We start from the raw sequence: 23,009 nt of genomic DNA on the forward strand, positions 1-23,009 counted from the left end.
TTCGGGTTGTACGTTGCGGCGATCCTGTCTCATTCCAGACGCACGGTTACAGCAGCGCCTGGCGCGATGCCGCTCGGCCGATCTCGATCTGGCCGAGCGCCGGTTTGGCGGCCGCACGGTGCAGGTGCGTGGCGCTGTCACGCGGGCCCTTCACGCATCGCTGGGCGGTCGGCGATCCTTGCAGGCCCACCATGCCCCATTCTATCGCTGAGCCGGCTTGGCATTTCTCTCTGTCCTCGTTGCAAGGCGAGGGGGCGCGAAGTTAGCCGGGTATGAAATTCACGAAACAGCAACAAATCCGTTGTCCGATTGTCATCAGCGACACATATTGCGTTCGCGGGAGCACCCCTTTCGCCAATGACAAACGGGAGATGAAACATGAAGTTGTTCGGCTTTGCGGCCGGTGTTGCCGCCACCTTGACCCTGCTTTCCACCACCTCCGCCTTCACCGCCACCCAGATCAGTTGGTGGCATGCAATGACCGGCGCCAATGCCGAGGTGGTCGACAAGATCGCCAAGGATTTCAATGCCAGCCAGAGCGACTATGAAATTCTCCCTGTTTTCAAGGGCACCTATCCCGAAACGCTGAATGCCGGCATCGCTGCCTTTCGTGCGGGGCAAGCGCCCGACATCATCCAGGTGTTCGACGTGGGTACCGGTGTCATGATGGCCGCCGAAGGTGCGATCAAGCCGGTGGCCGATGTGCTGACCAGCGCCGGCGTGACCTTCGACAAGAGCCAGTATTTGCCCGGCATCGTCGGCTACTATTCGAAGCCGGACGGGACCATGCTGTCCTTCCCCTATAATTCCTCGTCGCCCATCCTCTACTACAACAAGGATATCTTCCAGAAGGCCGGGCTTGATGTGAACAATCCGCCAAAGACCTGGAACGAGGTGTGGGAAGCCGCCAAGAAGATCAAGGCGAGCGGCGCCGCTTCCTGCGGCTATACCTCGACCTGGTTGACCTGGATCCACCTTGAGGCCTTCGCTGCCTGGAATGACGTTTCCTATGGCACCAACCAGAACGGACTTGCCGGAACCGACGTCGAGCTCAAGATCAATGCGCCGATCTTCGTCAATCATTTCCAGGCGCTCGCCGACCTGGCCAAGGACGGCACCTTCAAATATGGCGGCCGTACATCCGAAGCCAAGCAGATCTTTCTTGCCGGAGAATGCGGCATCTTCACCGAATCGTCGGGGGGTCTCGGTGACATCGTCAAGTCGGGCATGAACTACGGCATCGGCCAGCTTCCCTATGATAGTGACGCCAAGGGCGCGCCCCAGAACACCACGCCGGGCGGCGCCAGCCTGTGGGTGTTCGGCAACAAATCGGACGAGGAATACAAGGGCGTCGCGGCGTTCTTCTCCTACCTGTCCAAGACCGAAGTGCAGGAGTATCTGCATCAGAAGTCGGGTTATCTGCCGGTGACGCTCGCTGCCTATGAGGCGACCAAGAAGTCCGGCTTCTATGACAAGAACCCGGGCCGTGAGACGCCGATCCTGCAGATGCTGGGCAAGGCGCCGACCGAGAACTCGAAGGGCGTGCGCCTCGTCAATCTGCCGCAGGTGCGCGACATCGAGAATGAGGAGTTCGAGAAGATGCTGGCCGGCCAGCAGACTGCGCAGCAGGCGCTCGACAACGCGGTCGCACGCGGCAACAAGGCGATTCAGGAAGCGATCGGAAACTGAAGCGATTGTCAGTTGAACCTCGTCCACGCGGACCCGCGTGGACGATTTCCTGAATAGCGAGGGAATCACCCTGTCTCCACGCGTCGTCTTTCCCAACAAGACCCTGCCTTACCTGCTGGTGGCGCCGCAACTCGCCATTACGCTGATCTTTTTCTACTGGCCGACCGGGCAGGCGCTCTACCAGTCGATGCTTAGGGAAGACCCGTTCGGGCTGAAGAGCAAGTTCGTCGGGCTCGCCAATTTTCGCAAGGTGCTGGCCGACCCGGCCTACCTCAACTCGATCAAAGTTACGCTGGTGTTCTCTCTGGCGACCGCGATGGTCGCCATGGGTGTGGCCCTGTTGCTTGCCGTCATGGCCGAGAAGGTGGTGCGCGGCAAAGGCCTTTATCGCACGCTGCTGATCTGGCCGTATGCGGTGGCGCCGGCGATTGCCGGCATGTTGTGGCTGTTTCTGTTCAACCCCTCGATCGGTTCGCTGGCCTACGCCTTGAGAGGTCTCGGCATCGCCTGGGATCCCTTGCTTAACGGAAGCCAAGCCATGATCCTGCTGGTATCTGCGGCTGCCTGGAAGCAGATCAGCTACAATTTCCTGTTCTTCGTCGCCGGGCTGCAGGCGGTGCCGAAGACGTTGATAGAGGCGGCGGCCATGGACGGCGCCGGGGAGACGAAGCGCTTCTGGACCATCGTCTTCCCGCTGCTCGCACCGACGACCTTCTTCCTGCTGGTCGTCAACACTGTCTATGCGCTGTTCGACACTTTCGGTATCGTTCATGCCGTCACCGGCGGCGGGCCAGGCAAGGCCACCGAGACGCTGGTCTACAAGGTCTACAATGACGGTTTCGTCAATTTGATCCTCGGCGATTCGGCCGCGCAGTCGGTCATCCTGATGGTCATCGTCATCTCACTCACGGCCATCCAGTTCCGCTATGTGGAACGCAAAGTCCACTACGGTTGAGCGCGAGCGATGATTGGTCAGTCCCCGCTTCGCGCCCTCATCGCCCACGCCGTGCTCATCCTGGGCATCCTGATCGTCGCTTTCCCGATCTACTACACCTTCGTTGCCTCCACGCAGACGCTGCAGACCATCCTCAAGCCGCCATTGCCTCTTTTGCCCGGCGACCAGGTCTGGAACAATTACAGCGAGGCGCTGTTCGGCGGTGTCGGCCGCATCGGCGGCGTCAGTGTCGGCCGATTGCTGCTCAACACCACGATCATGGCGCTCGGCATCGCGGTGGGGAAGATTTTCATCTCGATCCTTTCGGCCTATGCGATCGTGTTCTTCCGTTTTCCGCTTCGGATGGTCTTCTTCTGGCTGATCTTCATCACACTGATGCTTCCCGTCGAGGTGCGCATCCTGCCGACCTACAAGGTGATGGTCGATCTCGGCATGATCGACACCTATGCCGGCCTGATCATTCCGCTGATCGCCTCGGCCACCGCCACGCTTCTGTTTCGCCAGTTCTTCATGACCATCCCAGGTGAGTTGGTGGAAGCGGCGCGTGTCGACGGCGCCGGACCATGGCGCTTCTTTTTCGACATCCTGCTGCCGCTGTCGCGCACCAACATCGCAGCACTGTTCGTCATCCTCTTCATCTATGGCTGGACGCAGTACCTGTGGCCGCTGCTCGTCACCAACAGCAACGACATGAACACCATCGTCATCGCACTTAGAAAGATGGTTTCCTTCGCCGATGCCGATACCCAATGGCATCTGGTCATGGTCACCGCGATGCTGGCCATACTGCCGCCGATCCTGATCGTGGTGCTGATGCAACGCTGGTTCGTGCGCGGACTTGTCGATTCCGAAAAGTGAGAAGCCGATGGCGACCGTCGATCTGAAGGATGTGAAGAAGGTCTATCCCAGCGGCGTCGAGGCGGTGAGGGGTGTCTCCATCGCCATTCCCGACAAGGAGCTTTGCGTGCTGGTTGGGCCGTCCGGCTGCGGCAAGTCCACGCTGCTGCGGATGATCGCCGGGCTTGAGACCATTTCTTCCGGCACCGTCGCCATCGACGGCAAGATCGTCAACACGATCGGTCCGACCGAGCGCGACATCGCCATGGTGTTCCAGAACTATGCGCTCTATCCACATATGAAGGTCTACGACAACATGGCCTACGGGTTGCGCAACCGGGGTACTCCCAAGGACGAGATCGACAGCAGGGTTCGCTCGACCGCCAAGGTGCTGGAGCTCACGGCGCTGCTCGACCGGCGCCCGCGCGAGCTTTCCGGCGGCCAGCGCCAGCGCGTGGCCATGGGTCGCGCAATCGTGCGCAATCCAAAAGTCTTCCTGTTCGACGAACCGCTTTCCAACCTCGACGCCAAACTGCGCGGCCAGATGCGGGTTGAAATCAAGAATTTGCAGCGCTCGCTCGGTGTCACCTCGGTCTACGTCACCCACGATCAGCTTGAGGCGATGACGCTGGCCGATATTCTCGTCGTCATGAATGGCGGATTGGTCGAGCAGACGGGCGCGCCGCTTGACATTTACGAGAAGCCGGCCTCGACCTTCGTCGCCTCCTTCATCGGCGCGCCGCCGATGAACCTTTTGCCTCTTTTGCAAGCATCGGCTGGTCCAGCGCTGATTGATGGCAAGACGATTGACTTTGCGCCCACGAACGCCGCCACGCTTGGCTTCCGCCCTGAGGATGCCGACGTCACCTTCAGTGCCGAGGCATCATCCGGCGCGCTTATTCTGCCTGCGGCGGTCGAGGCGGTCGAACCTGTGGGAGCCGAAAGCTTTCTTCACTGTGCCGCCGGCGGCAACCGCATCGTCGTGCGTGTGGCCGGCCGCGCCACGGCCAAACCCGGCGATCAACTGCGCGTCGTGGCCAGGGCCGAGAAGCTGCATTGGTTCGACAATGCTGGGAAACGAGTCGATTGACGCAGCCGCTCGCGCCAATCCGACGCATCGGCAGTTCAGGCGAAGACATGCGCCTTGCCGGAGACGGTCAGGCGCACGATCTCGCCGACGGAAGGCGCGTCGATACCCGGTTTGCGCAGGATCAGCGGCGTGCTGCCTATTGCCGCGGCGTCCGGCGGATCGGGGTTGTTCAACAGCCGCACGGCAATGGTGCACATCGAGCCTGCGAATTCCGAGTCCGTCACCTCGGCGAATATCGTGCCCGCAGGACCCGACATGCCTTCGCGCGACGTGCGCTTTACCTGCACCTGCTCCGGTCGCAGCATGATGCGGGCGATGTCGCGCCGCTCCTTCGAGTCGACGGCTATGCGACCAAGCGAGGAGGTGGCGAAGCCGCCTGAAATCTTTGCCGGCAAGATGATGGCGTCGCCAAGAAACTCGGCAACCATGCGGTCTTTCGGCTGCAGATAGAGTTCTCGCGGTGTGCCGATCTGAGAGAACTTTCCGTCGCGCATGACCGCCACCTGGCTGGCGAAGGACAGCGCCTCGGCCTGGTCGTGGGTGACCAGGATGGTGGTGATGCCGGCGGCTTCGAGTAGTTCGGCGACCGCCTTGCGCATCGAGGCGCGCAGACCGGTGTCGAGCGCCGAGAACGGTTCGTCGAGAAGCATCAGCCTGGGCTTCATCGCCATGGCGCGGGCCAGCGCCACACGCTGCTGCTGGCCGCCGGAGAGCTGGTGCGGGCGGCGCTTGAGGATCGCCTTGTCGAGCCCGACGGTATAGGCGAGCTCGGCGATGCGCTCGGCGCGCTGGTCCTCGCCGCGGGCCATGCCAAAGCCGATATTGTCGCCGATGCTGAGATGCGGGAACAGGGCGCCGTCCTGCGCCACCAGGCCAATGCCGCGGCGGTGCGCCGGCACCGCATGGCCGCCATTGGCCAGCACCTCGCCGTCGAGCACGACGCGGCCCTGGTCGGGCGCCTCGAAGCCGGCGATCAGCCGCAGCAACGTCGTCTTGCCGCAGCCGGACGGGCCGACGATCGCGGTGCGACTGCCGCTTGCGGCGCTGAGCTCGATGCCGGCAAGGGCTGCGACCGGGCCGTAGTGCTTGGTGAGGCCATTGATTTCGAGAAAGCTCATCGCCCGGCCATCCGTTTCGACTGGACATAGAGCAGCCAGGTCAGCGGCAGCGACATCGCCACCATGATGAAGGCGTAAGGGGCGGCGGAGGCATAGTCGATCTCGCCGCTATAGGACCAGAACGCCATGGCCAGCGTGCGCGTGCCGTTGGGCGCCAGCATCTGGGTGGCGGTCAGCTCGTTCATGATGCCGAGCGCGACCAGCGCCATGCCGGCCGCAGCCCCCGGCGCCGACAGGCGAATCGTTGTCGACCAAAGCGCCTTCAGCGGCGGCCGGCCAAGGCTGGCGGCGGCGCGTTCGAGCTCGACCGGCGCCTGTGCGATCGAGGCTCTGAGGCTGATCAAGGCGCGCGGCAGGAACATCAGCGCATAGGCGACCAGGATGGTGAACAGCGTCTGGTAGAGCGGCATGGCGATGCGCACGGTGATGGTGACCAGCGCCAACGCGATGACGACGCCGGGCAGCGAACCGACAATGTAGTTGCAGCCCTCGAGCAGCCGCTGCAGCGGCCCGGGCGCGCGGATCGAGATCCAGGCCATCGGCATGGCGGCGATTGTTGCCAACAGGGCGCCGGCGAGCGCCAGGAAGAGCGTCTGGCCAAGCGCCAGGCCGATCTCGTCGAAACGCCAGACATCGGCGCCGCCGGCGACCAGCCAGCGGCCGATGGTGACGAAGGGCACGCCGATGGCGAGCAGCGTGGTGATGGCAGGCAGAGCCAGGCAAGGCAGCGTGGCGCGCCCGAGCCTGGTGCGCTGCTGGCGGCGCGCGGCACCCGAGCCTACGCGGGCATAGCGTTCCTCGCCGCGCACCAGCACCTCCAGCGCGAGCAGCACGAAGCAGCAAGTCACCAGGACGCCGGCTAGCATGTTGGCGGCGGGACCGTTGAAGGTCGACTGGAACTGGTCGACGATCGCCGTGGTGAAAGTGTCGAAGCGGATGAAGACGTAGAGGCCGTATTCGGCCAGCAGATGCAGGCCGACCAGCAGCGCGCCGCCGCAAATGGCCAGTCTCAGCTGCGGCAGCACGACACGCCAAAACACCCGCCATGGTCCAAGGCCGAGTGCTGCGGCTGCGTCCTCCAAAGCAGGATCGAGCCGGCGCAGAGCCGCCGCCAGCGGCAGATAGAGGAACGGGAAATAGGCGAGAACCGAGACCAGCACGCCGGCCCACAGGCCGTGCAAGGTCGGCACCATGGTGATCCAGGCGTAGGAATGCACGAAGGCGGGGATGGCGAGCGGCGCCACCGACAGCCAAGCCCACAGCCGGGCGCCGGGCAGGTCGCTGCGCTCGGTCAGCCATGCCAGCGTCACCGACAGCACGGTGGCGATCGGCACGGTGAGCGCCACCAGAAGCACGGTGTTGACCAGAAGTTCGCCGACGCGCGGCCGGAAGACCAGGGCCGAAGCAGTGTCCCAGCCGATCTGCACACCGATCCAGATGATGAACGCCAGCGGCAGCAGCGACAGCAGCGAGACAATTATGGCGGCAAGCGCGATCCAGGACATGGGCTTCCGGCGGGACCGCCCGACTGTCTGGCCTGAACGTGCGAGATCGACCGCAGTTTGCATCAGCTCGACCGCGCCACTGCCGCCGGGGCGGGGGCGCCGCAGGCGCGGCCGGAAACGCAATGTGTTGTCATGGACAATGCCATCTCGAAAACAGAGCGCTCCTGCGGAAAGTCCGGCAGGAGCGCAATCGTTGCCCTTTTAGGACGAACCCAGCCTAAAGCAAGCCGGCTGCCGTCATCAGGTCCGTCACCTTTTTGGAGTTCAGTGTCGCCGGATCGACCTTCGGCGCCTGCAGGTCGGCCAGCGGCACCAGCTTGGGATTGGACTGCGCGTCCTTGCCGATAGCGTATTCGAAGGACGTGCCGGTCTTCAGCACGTCCTGGCCGCCTTTCCCGGTCACCCATTTGAGGAACGCCTGGGCTTCCTTCGGGTGTTTGCTCGAGGCGAGCACGCCGCCGCCGGAGATCGAGACGAAAGCGCCGGGATCCTGGTTCTTGAAATAATGCAGTTCGACGTTCTTGCTGTTTTCGCCGGTCTTTGCCTGATCGCCGAAATAGTAATAGTGGTAGATGATTCCGCCTTCGATCTCGCCGGCATTGACCGCCTTCATCACCGTGCCGTTGCCCTTGTAGGCGGTGAAATTCTCCTTCATGGCCTTCAGCCAGTCGGCGGTTGCGGCTTCGCCCTTGAGCTCGAGCAACGCGCTGACGATGGCCTGAAAATCGGCGCCGGAAGGCGAGGCTGCCCAGCGGCCTTTCCAGCTCGGATCGGCGAGATCGAGCATCGATTTGGGCAGCTTTTCGGCCGTGAGCTTGGTTTTGTTGTAGGCAAAGACGGTGCTGCGCGCCGCGACACCCACCCATCTGCCGCTGCTCGGCTGGAATTCGGCCGGGACTTGCGCCAGCGTGTCGGCGTCGACCGGCGCGAAAAGGCCCGCCGCTTCGACCAGGGTCATCGCCGGCGAGTTTTCGGTCAGGAACACGTCGGCCGGCGAAGAAGCGCCCTCGGCGACGATCTGGTTGGAGAAATCGCTGTCGCCGCCATTGCGCAGCGTGACCTTGATGCCGGTTTCCTTGGTGAAACCTTCGACCCATTCCTTGGCCAGGCTCTCATGCTGGGCGTTGTAGACGATGATGCCGGCATCCGCGGCCATCGCCGGCCCGGCGATCATGCTCACGGCCAGCGCTTTGGCCCCCGCTAGGGTGGAGAGCGTGTATCTCATGGCGTCATCCTCAATCTCGGTGGTTCTGGTTTCGCAGGCTGCACCTATCGATACCTGACAGCAGTAGTCAACATTGCTCGGCTGCTTCAATCGGTCGCCGCTCCCGCAAACTTTCGTGATTTTGCGGCACTTTGGCTTGGACATCATTTCGCCGGACACGTAACAAATCGGTGCCGAGGCGCGAAGATCGGGGAGTGAACTCTTGTGAGCGGCAAGGATGAGGCCGAGCTTTCCCGGCTGATGCGGGCCGCGATCGCGGGAGATGAAAGGGCCTACGCCGACTTTTTGCACCGGATCGCCGCGCTGGTTCGCGGCTTTGCGAGGCGCAAGATCGTACAGGGCGGGGTCGATCCCGAGGATGTTGTGCAGGAAACCTTGCTGGCCATTCATGTGAAACGGCATACCTGGCGCCAGGACGCGCCGGTGTTGCCATGGATCTATGCGATAGCCCGCTTCAAGCTGATCGATGCTTTCCGGCGGCGCGGACGGCGCATCGAAATCGAGATCGACGAGATCGCCGAGACCTTTGCCGAGCCGGAAACCGAGACCGTCAGCGAACGCGACATCAACCGGGCGCTGGACGGACTGCCGGCTGCGCAGCGTTCCGTCGTTTCTTCGATCTCGGTCGACGGCCGCTCCATCGGCGAGACGGCGGCCACGCTCGGCGTCAGCGAGACGGCGGTGCGGGTGTCGCTGCATCGCGGGCTTGCCGCGATCGCCAAGCGATTTGGGCAGGGGCGCTTCGGGCGGCAGTGACATGAGGACGGAGGATCTCATCAAGGCACTCGACGCCGACACAAGCAGCAAGGCGATGCCGCTGCGCTCGGCCTGGTTGATGGCGGCGGCAGCCGCGGCGGTGATCGCGGCTCTGGTCTTCTTTCTCACCATCGGCCCGCGTCCCGACATCATGACCGCCATGCACACGATGCGGTTCCTGGCGAAGTTCGTGTTCACCATCGTGCTCGCCGTCACCGCCTTTGGCCTGGTCCGGGCGTTGTCGACGCCGGGCGCTTCGACGGCAAGAGCCGCGGCCTGGATGCTGGCGGCGCCGCTGCTGGTGGCCGTGGCGGTGGCTCTCGAACTGTTCATGGTGCCGGAGCCGATGTGGAGCACGCGCATGGTCGGCTCCAACATGATGATCTGCATGGGCTTCATCCCGCTGATCGGCATCGGCCCGCTTGCCGTCTTNCGCATGGTCGGCTCCAACATGATGATCTGCATGGGCTTCATCCCGCTGATCGGCATCGGCCCGCTTGCCGTCTTCCTGTGGATGCTGCGCTATGGCGCGCCGACGCGGCCGGTGTTGGCCGGGGCGGTCGCGGGACTGCTCGCCGGCGGCCTGGCGGCGACCTTCTACGCCGCGCACTGCTTCGACGATTCGCCGCTTTTCGTCGCCACCTGGTACACGCTCGCCATCGCCGTCCTCGCCGGTCTGGGCGCGCTCGGGGGACGGTTCTTCGTGCGCTGGTGACCGGGCCGTTCAAGATCGCCCAATAATCACCGATCCTTAATCATGCCGGGAATTGTTTGCGGGTTCACCGTGTTGCCGGTGGCTCCGGCGCAACCTTTCCTTAAAATCGATCATCCAGTGTTTTTTGCAGAAATGTGTTGCGCATGGGGTGGCATGCACAGTGATGCGACGAGAGCGAAAAAGCCTGCGGGCTGACAGTCAGGTGGCTTTGGTGCTTGCGGCCGGAGGGCTTTGCGCTGCCGTGGTCGCGCTCCTGCTGTCGCGGCTCGATGTCAGCGCCGAAGTGCTGAAACTCTGCCTGCAGATATCGGTGCCGGTCGCCGCCGTTGCGCTGATTCTCGCCGCCCTGTTCATTTACCGGATACTGGACGACCGCCGGCAGATCGCCGAAAGCGAGCAGCGTTTCCGCCGCGCCATGGAGGATTCGGCGATCGGCATCGCCATTGTCGGCCTCGACGGCCGCATCCATGAAACCAACCCGGCCTTCGCCGCCATGCTCGGCTATAGCAAGCAGGAGATCGAGGCGCTGACCTTCTTCCAGATCACCCATCCCGACGATGTGCAGATCGGCCGTGAGACGATGGACGGCATGCGGGCGGGCACCGTCAACGCCTTCCACTTCGAAAAGCGCTACCTCAGGAAGGACGGCACGCCGGTATGGGCCCATCTTGCCGGTTCCGTCATTCGCGACGAGAAGAGCGGGAGCCCGCTCTACCTGGTCTCCCAGATCGAGGATATCGATGCGCGCAAGCAATCCGAGGCGCGCATAGCCGAGGCCGAAACGCGCTGGAATTTTGCCCTGGCCAGCGCCGGACAAGGCGTCTGGGATCTTGATATGCGGAAGGGCGGCACCACCTACTCCGCCACCTGGGTGAAGATGCTGGGCTATGCCGATGGCGAACTGGACGGCGACCCCGACCGCTGGCTGGCGATGATCCACCCCGACGATCGCGAAAACGTCGCCGAAGCCGATCGTGCCCATCTGGAGGGCAGGACACCGTTCTTCGAAGCCGAGTTCCGGATGCGCCACAAGGATGGCCACTGGGTCTGGATCCTCGACCGCGGCAAGACGCTCGAACGCGACAAGGACGGACGGCTGGTCAGGGCCATCGGCAGCCTGACCGACATCACCCAGCGCAAGCAAACCGAGGAAAGCCTCATCGTATCGGCGGCAATGCTGGCCGACGAGAAGGAGCGGCTGAGGGTGACGCTGCAGTCGATCGGCGACGCCGTCATCTGCACCGATGCCGCAAACCGCATCACCTTCATGAACCCTGTCGCCGAAAAGCTCACCGGCGTTGTTGGCGCAGAGGCGCTCGGCAAGACGCTTGGCCATGTCTACTGGGCGGTGGACGAAGAAACCGGGCAAAGGATCGGCATGACGCGGCCGGCGCTCGGCAGCGCCAGCCCTGTCGACCAGAACAGTCGCGCCGTCCTCATCCGTCGCGACGACACACGCTGCAGCATCCGCCAGGTGGTGTCGCCGATCATGAACGACCGCCAGGAGTTCTGCGGTCTTGTCATTGTCTTCCAGGACTTCACCGATGCGCGCGCCTTGCAGCGCCAGCTCGCCTATGCCGCCGCGCATGATGCGCTGACTGGCCTTGCCAACCGTTCGAGCTTTATCCGCACCATGGAGGAACTGGTCGACCGGAGCCGCAAGGCCGGCACAGCCAGGCCGGCGGGCGAACATCATTTCATGTTCATCGATCTAGACCATTTCAAGCTGGTCAACGACACTGGCGGGCACGCCGCCGGCGACGCCTTGCTGAAGCGGGTTGCCGAGGCCATTCGCGGTGCGCTTGGGCCGGAGGATATCGTGGCCCGCCTCGGCGGCGACGAATTCGCGGTCATCCTGAAAGCCGGGCCGAGCGCCGGCGCCAGGATTGCCGCACGCTCGGTCATCGACGCCATCCGCGGCCTGCAGTTCAGCTGGGACGGCCGGCCGCATGCGATCGATGCCAGCATCGGGCTGGCGCCAATCCACAGCAACAGCGGTGAAGTCGACGAGATCATCGCCCGGGCCGATGCTGCCTGCTATGCGGCCAAGGCCGCCGGCCGCGGCTGTGTTTCCGTGGCGCCTGACGATACCGGGTCAAGAGGCCAAGCAGAGCCGCCGCTTGCAGCGGCGTCCTGAGGGAGCACGGAACTTTCGTTCTGGTGGTTAGCGCGTCGGAACCGGATGCTCGCCGCGATAGTCGTAGAAGCCGCGCCCGGTCTTGCGGCCGAGCCAGCCGGCCTCGACATATTTCACCAGCAGCGGGCAGGGGCGATATTTCGAATCCGACAGGCCGTCATGCAGCACCTGCATAATCGACAGGCAGGTGTCGAGGCCGATGAAATCGGCGAGCTGCAGCGGTCCCATCGGATGGTTGGCGCCGAGCCGCATGGCGGTGTCGATGGCATCGACCGAGCCGACCCCCTCATAGAGCGTGTAGATCGCCTCGTTGATCATCGGCAACAGAATGCGGTTGACGATGAAGGCCGGAAAATCTTCAGAGACGGTGATGGTCTTGTCGAGCTGTTTCACATAGGCCTTGGCCGCCTCGAAGGTCTGATCCTCGGTAGCGATGCCGCGCACCAGTTCGACCAGCTTCATCAGCGGCACGGGGTTCATGAAATGTATGCCGATAAAACGCTCGGGACGGTCGGTCTGCGCCGCAAGCCGGGTGATCGAAATCGACGAGGTGTTGGTCGCCAGAATGGCTTCCGGGTTGAGCTGGGGACAGAGCTGCGCGTAAATCTTGCGCTTGACCGTCTCGTCCTCGGTCGCCGCCTCGATAACCAGATCGGCACCGGCGAGATCAGCCATGGTGGGGGCTGCGGAAATGCGCGCCATCGCTTCGTTACGCAGCTTTTCCTCAAGCTTGCCGGAGCCGACCTGACGGGCCATGTTGCCGCTGACCGTGGCAATGCCCTTCTCGATACGGTCGGGCGAGACGTCGTAGATCAGCACCTTGAAACCCGAAAGTGCTGATACATGCGCGATGCCGCCGCCCATCTGGCCGGCGCCGATGATGCCGATCGTCTCGATCTTGGCCATTTGCAGCGATCCCGTCGAAAAGGCCTTTGCGGCCTGCTTTTTGTGCAGTGCAAACTAAAAGGGTGGGGCAGCTTCGTCTACCCCACCCTTTCACAATTTAATACGCTTTGGCAGAGAGCGTCAAAGCGCCTTTTGCAGTTCCGGCAGGATGACGAACAGGTCGCCGACCAGGCCGTAATCGGCAACCTGGAAGATCGGCGCCTCTTCGTCCTTGTTGATGGCGACGATGACCTTCGAATCCTTCATGCCAGCAAGGTGCTGGATGGCGCCGGAAATGCCGACGGCAATATAGAGGTCCGGCGCCACGACCTTGCCGGTCTGGCCGACCTGCCAGTCATTCGGGGCGTAGCCGGCGTCGACGGCAGCGCGCGAGGCGCCGACGGCTGCACCGAGCTTGTCGGCGACCGGCAGGATGACTTCCTGGAACTTTTCCGAGGAGCCGAGCGCGCGGCCGCCCGAAATGATGATCTTTGCCGAGGTCAGCTCCGGACGGTCGGTTTCCGAGAGTTTGTTCTCGACGAAAGTGGAGAGGCCGGGATTGGCCGCGGCCTTCACCGTCTCGACAGCTGCCGAGCCGCCCTCGGGGGCAGCCTGGAAGGAGGCGGTGCGCACAGTGATGACCCTCTTGGCGTCGGTAGACTGCACCGTCTGGATCGCATTGCCAGCATAGATCGGCCGCTTGAACGTGTCTGGTGAAACCACTTCGATGATCTCGGAGACTTGCGCGACATCGAGCAGGGCCGCCACGCGCGGCGCGACGTTCTTGCCCGACGAGGTCGCCGGCCCGATTATGGTGTCGTAGGCGCCGGCCAGCGAGACAACGAGTGCGGCGAGCGGTTCGGCGAGGCGCTCGGCCAGTTCGTCGGCCTCGGCCAGCAGCACCTTGCTCACGCCCTTGAGCTTGGCGGCGGCGTCGGCAGCGCCTTTGGCGCCTTTGCCGGCGACCAGCACATGCACGTCCGAACCGATCTGCAGCGCCGCCGAGAGCGCTTTGGCGGTCTGGTCGGAAAGAGTTGCGTTGTCGTGTTCTGCGATGAGGAGAATGGTCATTTTATCTGTTCCTTCCAGTCTCAGAGCACGCCGGCTTCGTTCTTCAGCTTGTCGACCAGTTCGGCGACGCTCTTGACCTTCACGCCCGCCTTGCGGCCGCTGGGCTCCTCGGTCTTGAGCACCTTCAGGCGCGGCTTGACGTCGGCGCCGTAATCGGCCGGGCTCTTTTCGTCGAGCGGCTTCTTCTTGGCCTTCATGATGTTGGGCAGCGAGGCGTAGCGCGGCTGGTTGAGGCGAAGATCGGCGGTGATGATCGCCGGCATCTTCAGTTCCACCGTCTGCAGGCCGCCATCGACTTCGCGCGTCACCTTGGCCTTGTCGCCGTCGAGCACGACCTTGGAGGCGAAGGTGCCCTGTGCCCAGCCGAGCAGGGCGGCCAGCATCTGGCCGGTCTGGTTCGAGTCATCATCGATCGCCTGCTTGCCGAGGATCACGAGGCCGGGCTGCTCGGCGTCGACGACGCCCTTCAGCACCTTGGCGACGCCGAGCGGCTCGGTCTGTTCATCTGTCTTGACCAGGATGGCGCGGTCGGCGCCCATGGCGAGCGCGGTGCGGAGCGTTTCCTGCGCCTGCTGCGGGCCGATCGAAACGACGATGATCTCTTCGGCCTTGCCGGCTTCCTTCAGCCGGAGTGCCTCTTCCACCGCGATCTCGTCGAACGGGTTCATCGCCATCTTGACATTGGCGAGTTCAACCGCCGAACCATCAGCCTTGACGCGAACCTTGACGTTCGCATCCACAACCCGCTTCACGGGCACAAGGATCTTCATTTGCCTGTCACCTCTCCTGAGATATCCGGGCGCGCTATAGCAGCGTGCGCCTCCGCAGAGTTGTCGAAAGCCGACATTCCTGACTGAATTGCGGCCAAACGGAATCCTGGCCGGACGAATTCTGGTCTTCTGCCGCCTAGCGGTGGCGCTCTCCGTAGTTGTGGCGACGCAACACGTCAATATGCCACGGCAGCGGCCAAACCACTCAAATCGGTTCAGTTGTGACCGGAAGCGCCACCCCGGCCCCAACGCGTCTCAGGTTGCACGGGAGCCGGACCGGCTGGCGCCGGCCCAATAGAAGCGGCTGGCTGATCGGCGGGTTCCGGCTCGCCGTCGTCACCGGCGAGCAGCGGCACGCCGCGGCTGCGCATGATGAGCACCAGCACGCCACCGGCAATGATGCCGCCAATGTGGCAGGCCCAGGATATCTGGTTTTCGCCGCCGGCGGCAAACATCACCACCTGGAAGCCGATCCACAGGATCAGCGGGATGAAGGCCGGGATACGCAGCGGAATCCGGGCAAAGACCAGCACCCACACTTTCACCCGGGGGTAGAGGACCAGATAGGCGGCGACGACGCCGGCAATGGCGCCGGAGGCGCCGATCAGCGGAACCTCCGAACTCCAGGCGACGAGCCCCTGCAAGAAGGCGCCGGCGATGGCGCAAAGCAGGTAGAAGATGAGGTAGCGGATGTGGCCGAGTGCGTCCTCGACATTATCGCCGAACACCCACAGGAACAGCATGTTGCCGCCGAGATGAAAGATATCGGCATGCAGGAAGGCATAGGTGAGGTAACTCAGGCTCTCCGGAATGACGACGAATTGGGGCGAGAGTTCTGCCGTATCGTGGACAACGGAAGGAATAAAGCCGAGGCCGAGCACGGCGGCATTGTTGAAATTTTCGCCGCCGATCGTGGTGATGAGAAAGACCAACGCGTTGGCCGCGATCAGGCCGATCGTCACATATTGCAGCCGGATGTGGCGCAACCTGTTGGAGTCGTAAAGCGGGATGAACATGCCCCAAGCCCTTTCCCGCCTTCGAGAAAATTCAGCGGTTCTTGCCGGGCACCCATAACACGTCGGCATTTCCGTTGTCATTGACCGCACGGGCGGCGACGAACAGAAAGTCGGAGACGCGGTTTATGTATTTCAGCCCCTCGCGATTGACATGTTCGGCCGGGTCCTGCGCCAGCGCCACCATGATCCGCTCGGCCCGTCGCGCCACGGTGCGGGCAAGATGAAGTGCTGCCGCCGCCGGCGTGCCGCCATTGAGCACGAAGGATTTGAGCGGCTGCAGATCCTTGTTGAGAAGGTCGATATCCTTTTCGACGCGGTCGGTCTGCGAGGCGATGATGCGCAGCGGCTCGTAGCCCAGCGGCTTGCCGTCGTCGGGCACGGCGAGATCGGCGCCGAGGTCGAACAAATCGTTCTGGATGCGGGACAGCATGGCGTCGATGGCGGGATAACTTGCCGCTGTGTGCAGGCGGGCGATACCGATGCAGGCATTGGCTTCATCGACGGTGCCGTAGGCATCGACGCGCAGGTCGGATTTCAGCCTGCGTTCACCGGTGCCGAGGCCAGTGGTGCCGTCATCGCCGGTGCGGGTGTAGATCTTGTTGAGCTTGACCACGTCGCCTCCCGAACGGCCGTCACTTGCGGGTGAAATACACCACCAGCAGGATCAGTGCCAACGCCAGCGCCTGCAGCAGCACGCGTGCCTGCATCAGCTTGTTCGAGCTCACACCGGAGCCGCCGCGCATCATGTTGATGAGGCCGCGGACAAGCACGATCACCACGGCGACCATGACGAGGACGAGGAGGACTTTGATGACGGTTGCCATGATCTGTTCCCAGTTCTGTTGCGATCAGGCGCGTCCGGCCAGAACGCGGTAGAGCATCGATGCCGGCAGGATGCGCTTGAGCATCACGCCGATCCTGGCCGGCACTGTTACCACATAGTGCGGGCGCGGGCGCCGCGACAGAAGAGCATGGCGCAAGGCCGCATAGACCACCTCCGGCCCCTTTTTCAGCGGCGATGAACTGCCGCCGGCCCGAAGCCGCGCCAGTTGCGCGGCATAGGCGACGTGGTGGACGGAATTCTCGTGGTCGATGTTCTTCAGGAACCAGAACAGCCCGTTGCTGGCGATTTTCGAGGTCACCGGCCCCGGTTCGATCAGCGAGACATGGATGCCGCTGCCCCTGAGTTCCTGCTGCATGCACAGCATCAGGCCTTCGATCGCGTGCTTGGAGGCTGAGTAGGCGCCGCGAAAAGGCACCGGCGCGAGCCCAAGGATCGAGGAACAATGAACGAGGCGGCCATGTCCCTGGCGACGCATTACCGGTACGATGCGTCGGGTGAGGTCGTGCCAGCCGAAGAAATTGGCCTCGAACTGCTCGCGCAATGCCGCAACCGGCAGGTCTTCCACAGCGCCGGGCTGTGCATGGGCGCCGTTGTTGAACAGGGCGTCGAGGCGTCCGCCTGTCCGCTCCTGCACCGAGCCCACAAGGGCTTCGATAGAGTCCGGCTCACGGTAATCGAGGTAAAACGCCTCGATGCCGTCGGCTTCAAGTGCGGCTATGTCATCCGGCTTGCGCGCCGTTGCAAACACGCGCCAGCCATCCGCCTTCAGCGCACGGGCGCAGTAGGCGCCTATCCCGGACGAGGCGCCGGTGACGATGATGGTGCGCAACTCTTTGGCAGGCGGCATCGTGGTTTGAGCAAGGGTTGCCATTTGCCACAATCCCTTCCCATATTCGCGGCGTCGAGACAATCGAAGGGAACGCGGCTCTTGATGCGGAATATCGTCGTGCTGCGCCGCGTGCTCTATGACGCGCTTGGCCATTTCAACACCGATGACGGCTGGGCCATGGCCAGCCATCTGGCGATCACTTCGCTCATGGCGCTGTTCCCGTTCCTGATCTTCGCCACCACGCTGGCGAGCTTCCTCGGCGCGCAGGCGTTCGCCGATACTGCCGTGCACCTGGTCTTCGACACCTGGCCCGAACAGATCGCCAAGCCTATCGCGCGCGAAGTGCTCAACGTGCTGACCGTGCGGCGCACCGATCTTTTGACCTACGGCGTGCTGCTGGCGGCCTATTTCGCCTCCAACGGCATCGAGGCGCTGCGCACCTCGCTCAACCGCGCCTACCGCGTCGCCGAAACGCGCGGCATCATCTACCGCCGGGTGCAGAGCATTTTCTTCGTGCTGATCGCGACGGCCGGTTTCCTGGCGATCAGCGTGCTCCTGGTCTTTGCGCCCTTGCTGGCGCGGCTGGCGGAAGCTCATTTCGAGTGGATCAAACCCTATACGGGCACGATCACGCTGTGGCGTTACGTCATCGCCTCAACCGTCATCATTGGTGGCTTGTTTGCCGTCCACTATTGGCTGCCGGCGGGCAAGCGCCGCTTTGTCTCGCTGGTGCCTGGCATCATCTTCACTCTGGCTGCGTGGCTTGTCGGCTCGACGATGTTCGCGACCTACCTCGACCATTTCTCGTCCTATGTGACGACCTATGCCGGCCTCGCCTCGATCATGATCGCCGTGGTTTTCCTCTATATGCTGTCGGCGATCTTCATCCTCGGCGGCGAACTCAATGCGGCGATCAGCCGCTTTCTCGAAGCGCGCGCGCGTGTCGGCAGCTAGGTTTTGGCTGGCCGAGCCGTGGCCAGCCCGACGCCGAGCGTCGCGATTGCCATGCCAACGATCTGCACGAGGCTGAGCCGTTCGCCGAACAGCGCCCAGGCGATGACAGCGGTGACGGCCGGCACCAGGTAGAACAGCGACGCGACCTTCGACATCTCGCCGTCGCGAATCATCACCATCAGCAGGAAGATGGCGCCGATCGACAGCACCAGGACCAGCCAGGCCATGGCGAAGATCAGTTCCCCGTTGATGATCACCGTATGGGTCTCAAGGGCCAGCGAGGCCAGGATCATCAGCGAGCCGCCGCCGATATATTGCCACATCGTCGCCGCCACCAGGTCGCCACCCGAGGCATAGCGCTTCTGCCAGATGGTCCCGGCGCTCATGCCCAGCACCGAGACCAGCGACGCCGCCAGGGTTTCGGGCGTAACGCCGCCGCCGAGAGCGCCGAGCTTCGGCCACAGCACGATGATCACCCCCACAAGGCCGACGGCAAGGCCGGCCCAGTGGCGCGGCAGGATGGCCTCGCCGAGGAATCGGCCGGCAAGCACGGCGGTGATCAGTGGCTGCAGGCCGACGATCAGCGCCGAAAGCCCGGCGGGCATGCCCCTGTGGATCGCCCAGAACACCGCGCCGAGATAGATGCCATGCATGAGGATGCCGGCGACCGTGGCGTGAAGCGCTTCTGCCCTTGTGGCTCGCTTCGAGCCAAGCACGAGCATCAGGCCGGCGAGCAGCAAGGCGGCGATGACAAAGCGGGCCGCCAAAAAGGTGAAGGGCTCGGCCCAGGGCATGGCGTAGCGCGCGCCGATGAAACCTGTCGCCCACAGGACGACAAACGAGGCGGGGATGAACCGCTTGAGACTGTGCATTTTCGGGGAAGCCGTTTCCGGTGGAGAGGTCCGATTCGGTGAAGAGACAAATACGGCAATTGCTCTAATGCGGTTCAATCCGGCAAGCAAAGCGAAACAATTGGTACATAAGTTCATCCTGATGTAGGAGGTGGTCGAATTCAAAAGGCGGCGTCAGGGCAATCGACTTCTGTCGATCGATCCGGCGACATGGCGTTTTGGCTTCGACAGGGAGCGCGCATGCTGTTGCATCTCGATACAAGCTGGCTGTTGATGACGGTGGCCAGTGTGGCCGTGTTCGGCTTCTTCTTCGGTTCAGCGCTCGACGCCATCATGCAGGAGGACGGTTTTGGGTCGACCGGCAACACATTGCTGTTCACGCTCGGCTTTTTCGTCGCGGTCATGGCCGCGAACGAACATGGCATCGTCCTGAGAGATCTGAAGCTCGCGGTTGCCTGGGGACTGGGCGGCGCCTTCGCGTTTATCGGCGCGTTGGCGCTGCTCAAGGCGGGGCTGGCCCGGCTTTAGTCATAGCCCGACCAGCCGCCTGACATCGTCCGGCGACATGCCTGCCTGCCTCAGTGCGGCAAGGCCGGTATCAGCAAAACTCTTCGACAGTTTGCGCCCATCAGGTCCGAGTATGAGACGGTGGTGGAAATACTGCGGCTGGCCGAGGCCGAGCAATTCTTGCAGCAAGCGCTGGATGCCAGTCGCGGAATAGAGGTCGCGGCCACGCACGACATGGCTCACACCTTGCAGGGCGTCGTCGACGACGACGGCCAGGTGATAGCTGGTCGGTATGTCGCGGCGCGCCAGAATGACGTCGCCCCAGTCTTGCGGACGCGCCTCGACGCGCTGCGTCGCCGAAAGCGTCTCGTTGGTGAATTCGCGCCAGGACAAATCCGTGCCGACGCGCGCCAGCGCCGCCTTAACGTCGAGGCGCCAGGCGAAGGGCGCATTTTCGGCGATGCGGCGGTTGCGTTCGCTGATCGGCAGCGCCTTGTCGGCGCCGGGATAAAGCGGCACGCCGTCCGGGTCGCGCGGCCAGTCGCGGCCGCGCTTTTCGCTGTCGGCGATGAAGGCCCTGATCTCGCCACGGCTCATGAAGGCAGGGTAGACGAGTTCTTCGCGGACCAGCCGGTCGAGCACGGCCTGATAGTCGGTGAAATGCTCGGCCTGGCGCCGCACCGGCTGTTCCCATTCGAGACCTAACCATTCGAGGTCGCGAAAGATGCCGGCCTCGAATTCAGGCGTGCAGCGGATCGTGTCGATGTCCTCGATGCGCAGCAGCAGGCGGCCGCCGGCCGCACGCGCCAGTTGCTGGTTGAGCAGTGCCGAACAGGCATGGCCGAGATGCAGTTCGCCATTCGGGCTCGGCGCGAAGCGGAATGTCAGGAGCGTCATCTCACAAGCGGCAATCGGGTTGTGCAGCGGTTTTGCCAATTGCTACCGTGCGGTCGGTTCAGGAACAAGAAACATGCAACGCATCGCGACACTGGACGATATTGCGCGCGGGCTGGATGCGCTTTGCGCAATCGATCCGCGCCTGGAAAAGGTGCGCGGCATGGCCGGAGAGGTGCCGCTGCGGCTGTCGGAGCCCGGCTTTCGAAGCCTGGCCTCCATTATCGTTTCGCAACAAGTATCCCGTGCGAGCGCCGATGCCATTTTCGGCCGGCTGGTGAAACTGGTCGATCCGCTAACGCCGCAGGCGATCCTTGCCGCCGGCGAGGACATGTTTCGTGAGGCTGGGCTGTCGCGGCCGAAGCAGCGCGGTCTGATCGCGGTTGCGCAGGCCGTGGTTGAGGGGCTCGACCTGCATCACCTCTGTTCGCTCGACGCCGAAGAGGCGATCGCGGCTATGATCGCGGTGCCGGGCATCGGCCCGTGGACGGCGGAAGTCTATCTCCTGTTTGCCGCCGGCCACCCCGATATTTTCCCCGCGCGCGACGTCGCGCTGCAGAGCGCGGTTGGCCACGCGCTCGGCATAGAGCCGCGTCCGCCGGAGAAAACGCTGATCGCTCTGGCCGAATCATGGAGCCCGTGGCGAGGCGTCGCATCGCGGCTTTTCTGGTCCTATTATCGCGAAACCAGGGGCCGGGACGCAGCACCTCCGGCCTGAAACCGTAAAAAAGCATGAAAATCCTGCATTTTTGCCGCTTTTGGCTGATGACAATCCGCTTCACATCCCTGTCATGTCGGGCTTACAGTATCCGCGCCGATCGGTTCTAGAACGAGGAGGTCAACAAGTGACGGTTGCCGTATCTCCGGATGGGCTTCCTGCGCTGGTGCTGAATGCGGATTACCGTCCGCTCAGCTATTACCCCTTGTCGCTCTGGTCCTGGCAGGACGCCATCAAGGCGGTGTTCCTCGACCGGGTCAACATCGTCGCCGAATACGAGCATGCGGTGTCTTCGCCGACCTTTTCGATGAAGCTGCCCAGCGTCGTCAGCCTGAAGGCCTATGTGAAGCCGTCGAGGCACCCGGCATTCACCCGCTTCAACGTGTTCCTGCGCGACCGCTTCCAGTGCCAGTATTGCGGCACGCCCGAGGATCTGACCTTCGACCACGTCATCCCGCGCCATCGCGGCGGGGCGACGACGTGGGAGAATGTCGTCGCCGCCTGTTCACCCTGCAATCTGAGGAAGGGCGGCATGATGCCGGCGCACGCCAAGATGTGGCCGCTGCAGAAGCCCTACCAGCCGACCGTGCACGACCTGCACAACAATGGCCGGCTGTTCCCGCCCAACCATCTGCATGAAAGCTGGATGGATTATCTCTACTGGGATGTGGAACTCGAACCGTAGGGATCGTTCGAGAATTCGCAAGGCTGGCCGCCTGAAGCGATTTTGCGCTTCCGATGCTCACACGCCTGCCAGACCCTATCGGAACAGCTCGGCTGCGCTCACTTATCGGCGGCATCGCCTTTAAGGACCGGCTTCCCCCACTCCGTCGCTGCTTCGCAGCGCCACCTCTCCCCCCTCCGGAGGGAGAGGAAGGGAGCCCCGCTGGAGGAGCGCTGGCTGTAGAGTAGCGCCGGCTGTAATAGGCTCGCGCCTTTCCTCTACCCCGTCGATCGGGGGAGAGGTGGTTCGGCGAAGCCGAGACGGAGTGGGGGTCGACCTGGCTCGGACGTCGAAAGCCGCGCCACGCGAACCAGTCTGCAGAATTTTTGCTCGAACTCTGCGTCGTGGCGCTCGATCGAATTAGCTCAATCGCGCGCCATTGCCCCGCGAAAGGCGACGGCGGCGAGGATGAAGCTGGCGATGGCGTTCCAGCCGGCCAGCGACAGGCCGAGGATACGAAGGGCTGCCTTGTCGCAGGATGGCGGCACGAATTTGTCGAGCGCGTCGAGCACGCCCTTGCCGCCGGTATCGACCGGGCCGGCGCCGGCCGTGCAATCGGCCGGGCCCTGCCACCAGGCCCATTCGACGCCCGAATGATAGACGCCGAGATAGAGCCCGTAGAGCATCAGCAGGCCGCCGACGGCAAGCAGGCCGCGCGACAGCCATGCGGGTGCGCTGAACATCGAGGCGATCACCGCCAGCAGCATCAGCGGGGCGCCGATATAATAGGGCGTGCGCTGCTCCAGGCAGAGATGGCAGGGGATGTAGCCGCCTATGTGCTGGAAGGCGAGCGCGGAGCCGACCGTGGCGGCCATGGCGACGGCGAGAAACAAAGCGGTGCGCGTGCGCTGGCGTCCGGTATCGGCTGTCATCGTGGCTGTCATGTTTCGTCCGTTGAATTCGCCGTCCGCCGGCATAG

At 63.4% G+C, this 23,009-nt stretch carries 25 protein-coding genes; 11 read left to right on the top strand and 14 right to left on the bottom strand.

From position 1 onward, the window contains the following. Positions 1 to 46: 46 nt before the first annotated feature. Positions 47 to 193, bottom strand: a complete 147-nt coding sequence (locus X757_RS1000000168085; protein WP_023685332.1) for a hypothetical protein — start codon at positions 191 to 193, stop codon at positions 47 to 49. Between the two features lie 185 nt (positions 194 to 378). Here X757_RS1000000168085 and ugpB point away from each other — a divergent pair, with 185 nt between their 5' ends. From ugpB to X757_RS144155, 4 genes are all read left to right on the top strand, one after another. Further along, on the top strand, positions 379 to 1,689 hold the full coding sequence (gene ugpB, locus X757_RS144170; protein ID WP_023726977.1) for a sn-glycerol-3-phosphate ABC transporter substrate-binding protein UgpB: 1,311 nt from the start codon (positions 379 to 381) through the stop codon (positions 1,687 to 1,689). Between the two features lie 70 nt (positions 1,690 to 1,759). Next, positions 1,760 to 2,644 carry a sn-glycerol-3-phosphate ABC transporter permease UgpA gene (gene ugpA, locus X757_RS144165; protein WP_023726978.1) on the top strand — a complete coding sequence of 295 codons (885 nt, stop codon included), beginning with the start codon at positions 1,760 to 1,762 and terminating at the stop codon, positions 2,642 to 2,644. 9 nt (positions 2,645 to 2,653) lie between these two features. Continuing rightward, on the top strand, positions 2,654 to 3,502 hold the full coding sequence (gene ugpE, locus X757_RS144160; RefSeq protein ID WP_023698704.1) for a sn-glycerol-3-phosphate ABC transporter permease UgpE: 849 nt from the start codon (positions 2,654 to 2,656) through the stop codon (positions 3,500 to 3,502). Positions 3,503 to 3,509: 7 nt separating this feature from the next. Next, positions 3,510 to 4,571 carry a sn-glycerol-3-phosphate import ATP-binding protein UgpC gene (locus X757_RS144155; protein WP_023726979.1) on the top strand — a complete coding sequence of 354 codons (1,062 nt, stop codon included), beginning with the start codon at positions 3,510 to 3,512 and terminating at the stop codon, positions 4,569 to 4,571. A 35-nt stretch (positions 4,572 to 4,606) separates the two neighbouring features. Here X757_RS144155 and X757_RS144150 read toward each other — a convergent pair whose 3' ends face one another. From X757_RS144150 to X757_RS144140, 3 genes are all read right to left on the bottom strand, one after another. Next, positions 4,607 to 5,689 (bottom strand): ABC transporter ATP-binding protein, encoded by a 1,083-nt coding sequence (locus X757_RS144150; RefSeq protein ID WP_023701410.1) that lies wholly within the window; start codon positions 5,687 to 5,689, stop codon positions 4,607 to 4,609. Continuing rightward, the gene (locus X757_RS144145) at positions 5,686 to 7,257 is read right to left on the bottom strand and encodes an iron ABC transporter permease (RefSeq protein WP_023694015.1); all 1,572 of its coding nucleotides are present in this window, start codon (positions 7,255 to 7,257) and stop codon (positions 5,686 to 5,688) included. The genes X757_RS144150 and X757_RS144145 overlap by 4 nt, the downstream gene beginning before the upstream one ends. A gap of 154 nt (positions 7,258 to 7,411) precedes the next feature. Next, entirely contained in the window at positions 7,412 to 8,419 is a 1,008-nt protein-coding gene (locus X757_RS144140; protein ID WP_023726980.1) for an iron ABC transporter substrate-binding protein, read from the bottom strand. A 204-nt stretch (positions 8,420 to 8,623) separates the two neighbouring features. On the opposite strand from X757_RS144140, the gene X757_RS144135 reads away from it, so the two are divergent. The 3 genes from X757_RS144135 (at position 8,624) to X757_RS144125 (ending at position 12,027) form a co-directional block, all read left to right on the top strand. Next, a complete protein-coding gene (locus X757_RS144135; protein ID WP_023685326.1) occupies positions 8,624 to 9,175 on the top strand; it encodes a sigma-70 family RNA polymerase sigma factor in 552 nt (183 codons plus the stop codon). 1 nt (position 9,176) lies between these two features. After that, positions 9,177 to 9,890 (top strand): NrsF family protein, encoded by a 714-nt coding sequence (locus X757_RS144130; RefSeq protein WP_023726981.1) that lies wholly within the window; start codon positions 9,177 to 9,179, stop codon positions 9,888 to 9,890. Between the two features lie 211 nt (positions 9,891 to 10,101). Next, a complete protein-coding gene (locus tag X757_RS144125) occupies positions 10,102 to 12,027 on the top strand; it encodes a PAS domain S-box protein (RefSeq protein WP_245271423.1) in 1,926 nt (641 codons plus the stop codon). A 27-nt stretch (positions 12,028 to 12,054) separates the two neighbouring features. Here X757_RS144125 and X757_RS144120 read toward each other — a convergent pair whose 3' ends face one another. The 7 genes from X757_RS144120 to X757_RS144090 all read right to left on the bottom strand — a co-directional run bounded on the left by X757_RS144120 (position 12,055) and on the right by X757_RS144090 (position 17,484). Next, the gene (locus X757_RS144120; protein WP_023671668.1) at positions 12,055 to 12,933 is read right to left on the bottom strand and encodes a 3-hydroxybutyryl-CoA dehydrogenase; all 879 of its coding nucleotides are present in this window, start codon (positions 12,931 to 12,933) and stop codon (positions 12,055 to 12,057) included. A gap of 120 nt (positions 12,934 to 13,053) precedes the next feature. Beyond that, positions 13,054 to 13,983, bottom strand: coding sequence for an electron transfer flavoprotein subunit alpha/FixB family protein (locus tag X757_RS144115; protein ID WP_023671669.1), 930 nt, complete (start codon positions 13,981 to 13,983; stop codon positions 13,054 to 13,056). Positions 13,984 to 14,003: 20 nt separating this feature from the next. After that, positions 14,004 to 14,753 (bottom strand): electron transfer flavoprotein subunit beta/FixA family protein, encoded by a 750-nt coding sequence (locus X757_RS144110; RefSeq protein WP_023671670.1) that lies wholly within the window; start codon positions 14,751 to 14,753, stop codon positions 14,004 to 14,006. 215 nt (positions 14,754 to 14,968) lie between these two features. Next, a complete protein-coding gene (locus X757_RS144105; protein ID WP_023701412.1) occupies positions 14,969 to 15,769 on the bottom strand; it encodes a rhomboid family intramembrane serine protease in 801 nt (266 codons plus the stop codon). A 31-nt stretch (positions 15,770 to 15,800) separates the two neighbouring features. Next, positions 15,801 to 16,382 (bottom strand): cob(I)yrinic acid a,c-diamide adenosyltransferase, encoded by a 582-nt coding sequence (locus X757_RS144100; RefSeq protein ID WP_023671672.1) that lies wholly within the window; start codon positions 16,380 to 16,382, stop codon positions 15,801 to 15,803. 19 nt (positions 16,383 to 16,401) lie between these two features. Next, a complete protein-coding gene (locus tag X757_RS144095) occupies positions 16,402 to 16,593 on the bottom strand; it encodes a twin transmembrane helix small protein (RefSeq protein WP_023671673.1) in 192 nt (63 codons plus the stop codon). Positions 16,594 to 16,617: 24 nt separating this feature from the next. Next, positions 16,618 to 17,484 (bottom strand): SDR family oxidoreductase, encoded by an 867-nt coding sequence (locus X757_RS144090; protein WP_081726921.1) that lies wholly within the window; start codon positions 17,482 to 17,484, stop codon positions 16,618 to 16,620. 60 nt (positions 17,485 to 17,544) lie between these two features. On the opposite strand from X757_RS144090, the gene X757_RS0134500 reads away from it, so the two are divergent. Beyond that, positions 17,545 to 18,396: a YihY/virulence factor BrkB family protein gene (locus tag X757_RS0134500; RefSeq protein ID WP_023671675.1), complete on the top strand. Its 852-nt coding sequence runs from the start codon at positions 17,545 to 17,547 to the stop codon at positions 18,394 to 18,396. Here X757_RS0134500 and X757_RS0134505 read toward each other — a convergent pair. Further along, complete coding sequence (locus tag X757_RS0134505; protein ID WP_031251419.1) at positions 18,393 to 19,268, bottom strand: DMT family transporter; 876 nt, start codon at positions 19,266 to 19,268, stop codon at positions 18,393 to 18,395. The genes X757_RS0134500 and X757_RS0134505 overlap by 4 nt on opposite strands. A gap of 219 nt (positions 19,269 to 19,487) precedes the next feature. On the opposite strand from X757_RS0134505, the gene X757_RS144085 reads away from it, so the two are divergent. Next, positions 19,488 to 19,775, top strand: coding sequence for a hypothetical protein (locus X757_RS144085; protein WP_023701414.1), 288 nt, complete (start codon positions 19,488 to 19,490; stop codon positions 19,773 to 19,775). Here the strand turns inward: X757_RS144085 and gluQRS are convergent, their stop codons facing one another. Further along, positions 19,776 to 20,651, bottom strand: a complete 876-nt coding sequence (gluQRS, locus tag X757_RS144080; protein WP_023701415.1) for a tRNA glutamyl-Q(34) synthetase GluQRS — start codon at positions 20,649 to 20,651, stop codon at positions 19,776 to 19,778. A gap of 73 nt (positions 20,652 to 20,724) precedes the next feature. Between gluQRS and X757_RS144075 the strand changes: the two genes are divergently transcribed. Continuing rightward, positions 20,725 to 21,366, top strand: a complete 642-nt coding sequence (locus tag X757_RS144075) for a DNA-3-methyladenine glycosylase (RefSeq protein ID WP_023685318.1) — start codon at positions 20,725 to 20,727, stop codon at positions 21,364 to 21,366. Between the two features lie 127 nt (positions 21,367 to 21,493). After that, a complete protein-coding gene (locus tag X757_RS144070) occupies positions 21,494 to 22,051 on the top strand; it encodes an HNH endonuclease (protein WP_008874122.1) in 558 nt (185 codons plus the stop codon). Between the two features lie 404 nt (positions 22,052 to 22,455). Here the strand turns inward: X757_RS144070 and X757_RS144065 are convergent, their stop codons facing one another. Further along, the gene (locus X757_RS144065) at positions 22,456 to 22,974 is read right to left on the bottom strand and encodes a disulfide bond formation protein B (RefSeq protein WP_023726983.1); all 519 of its coding nucleotides are present in this window, start codon (positions 22,972 to 22,974) and stop codon (positions 22,456 to 22,458) included. Positions 22,975 to 23,009 lie beyond the last annotated feature (35 nt).

The sequence above is a fragment of the Mesorhizobium sp. LSHC412B00 genome (genome assembly GCF_000503035.1).
GTDB lineage: Bacteria > Pseudomonadota > Alphaproteobacteria > Rhizobiales > Rhizobiaceae > Mesorhizobium.

What these genes read in the sequence shown, in the direction of transcription:
- X757_RS1000000168085 (WP_023685332.1), bottom strand. Translation starts at nt 193, where the DNA reads ATGGTGGGCCTGCAAGGATCGCCGACCGCCCAGCGATGCGTGAAGGGC.
- ugpB (WP_023726977.1), top strand. Translation starts at nt 379, where the DNA reads ATGAAGTTGTTCGGCTTTGCGGCCGGTGTTGCCGCCACCTTGACCCTG.
- ugpE (WP_023698704.1), top strand. Translation starts at nt 2,654, where the DNA reads ATGATTGGTCAGTCCCCGCTTCGCGCCCTCATCGCCCACGCCGTGCTC.
- X757_RS144155 (WP_023726979.1), top strand. Translation starts at nt 3,510, where the DNA reads ATGGCGACCGTCGATCTGAAGGATGTGAAGAAGGTCTATCCCAGCGGC.
- X757_RS144150 (WP_023701410.1), bottom strand. Translation starts at nt 5,689, where the DNA reads ATGAGCTTTCTCGAAATCAATGGCCTCACCAAGCACTACGGCCCGGTC.
- X757_RS144145 (WP_023694015.1), bottom strand. Translation starts at nt 7,257, where the DNA reads ATGCAAACTGCGGTCGATCTCGCACGTTCAGGCCAGACAGTCGGGCGG.
- X757_RS144140 (WP_023726980.1), bottom strand. Translation starts at nt 8,419, where the DNA reads ATGAGATACACGCTCTCCACCCTAGCGGGGGCCAAAGCGCTGGCCGTG.
- X757_RS144120 (WP_023671668.1), bottom strand. Translation starts at nt 12,933, where the DNA reads ATGGCCAAGATCGAGACGATCGGCATCATCGGCGCCGGCCAGATGGGC.
- X757_RS144115 (WP_023671669.1), bottom strand. Translation starts at nt 13,983, where the DNA reads ATGACCATTCTCCTCATCGCAGAACACGACAACGCAACTCTTTCCGAC.
- X757_RS144110 (WP_023671670.1), bottom strand. Translation starts at nt 14,753, where the DNA reads ATGAAGATCCTTGTGCCCGTGAAGCGGGTTGTGGATGCGAACGTCAAG.
- X757_RS144105 (WP_023701412.1), bottom strand. Translation starts at nt 15,769, where the DNA reads ATGTTCATCCCGCTTTACGACTCCAACAGGTTGCGCCACATCCGGCTG.
- X757_RS144095 (WP_023671673.1), bottom strand. Translation starts at nt 16,593, where the DNA reads ATGGCAACCGTCATCAAAGTCCTCCTCGTCCTCGTCATGGTCGCCGTG.
- X757_RS144090 (WP_081726921.1), bottom strand. Translation starts at nt 17,484, where the DNA reads ATGGCAACCCTTGCTCAAACCACGATGCCGCCTGCCAAAGAGTTGCGC.
- X757_RS0134500 (WP_023671675.1), top strand. Translation starts at nt 17,545, where the DNA reads ATGCGGAATATCGTCGTGCTGCGCCGCGTGCTCTATGACGCGCTTGGC.
- X757_RS0134505 (WP_031251419.1), bottom strand. Translation starts at nt 19,268, where the DNA reads ATGCACAGTCTCAAGCGGTTCATCCCCGCCTCGTTTGTCGTCCTGTGG.
- X757_RS144085 (WP_023701414.1), top strand. Translation starts at nt 19,488, where the DNA reads ATGCTGTTGCATCTCGATACAAGCTGGCTGTTGATGACGGTGGCCAGT.
- gluQRS (WP_023701415.1), bottom strand. Translation starts at nt 20,651, where the DNA reads ATGACGCTCCTGACATTCCGCTTCGCGCCGAGCCCGAATGGCGAACTG.
- X757_RS144075 (WP_023685318.1), top strand. Translation starts at nt 20,725, where the DNA reads ATGCAACGCATCGCGACACTGGACGATATTGCGCGCGGGCTGGATGCG.
- X757_RS144065 (WP_023726983.1), bottom strand. Translation starts at nt 22,974, where the DNA reads ATGACAGCCACGATGACAGCCGATACCGGACGCCAGCGCACGCGCACC.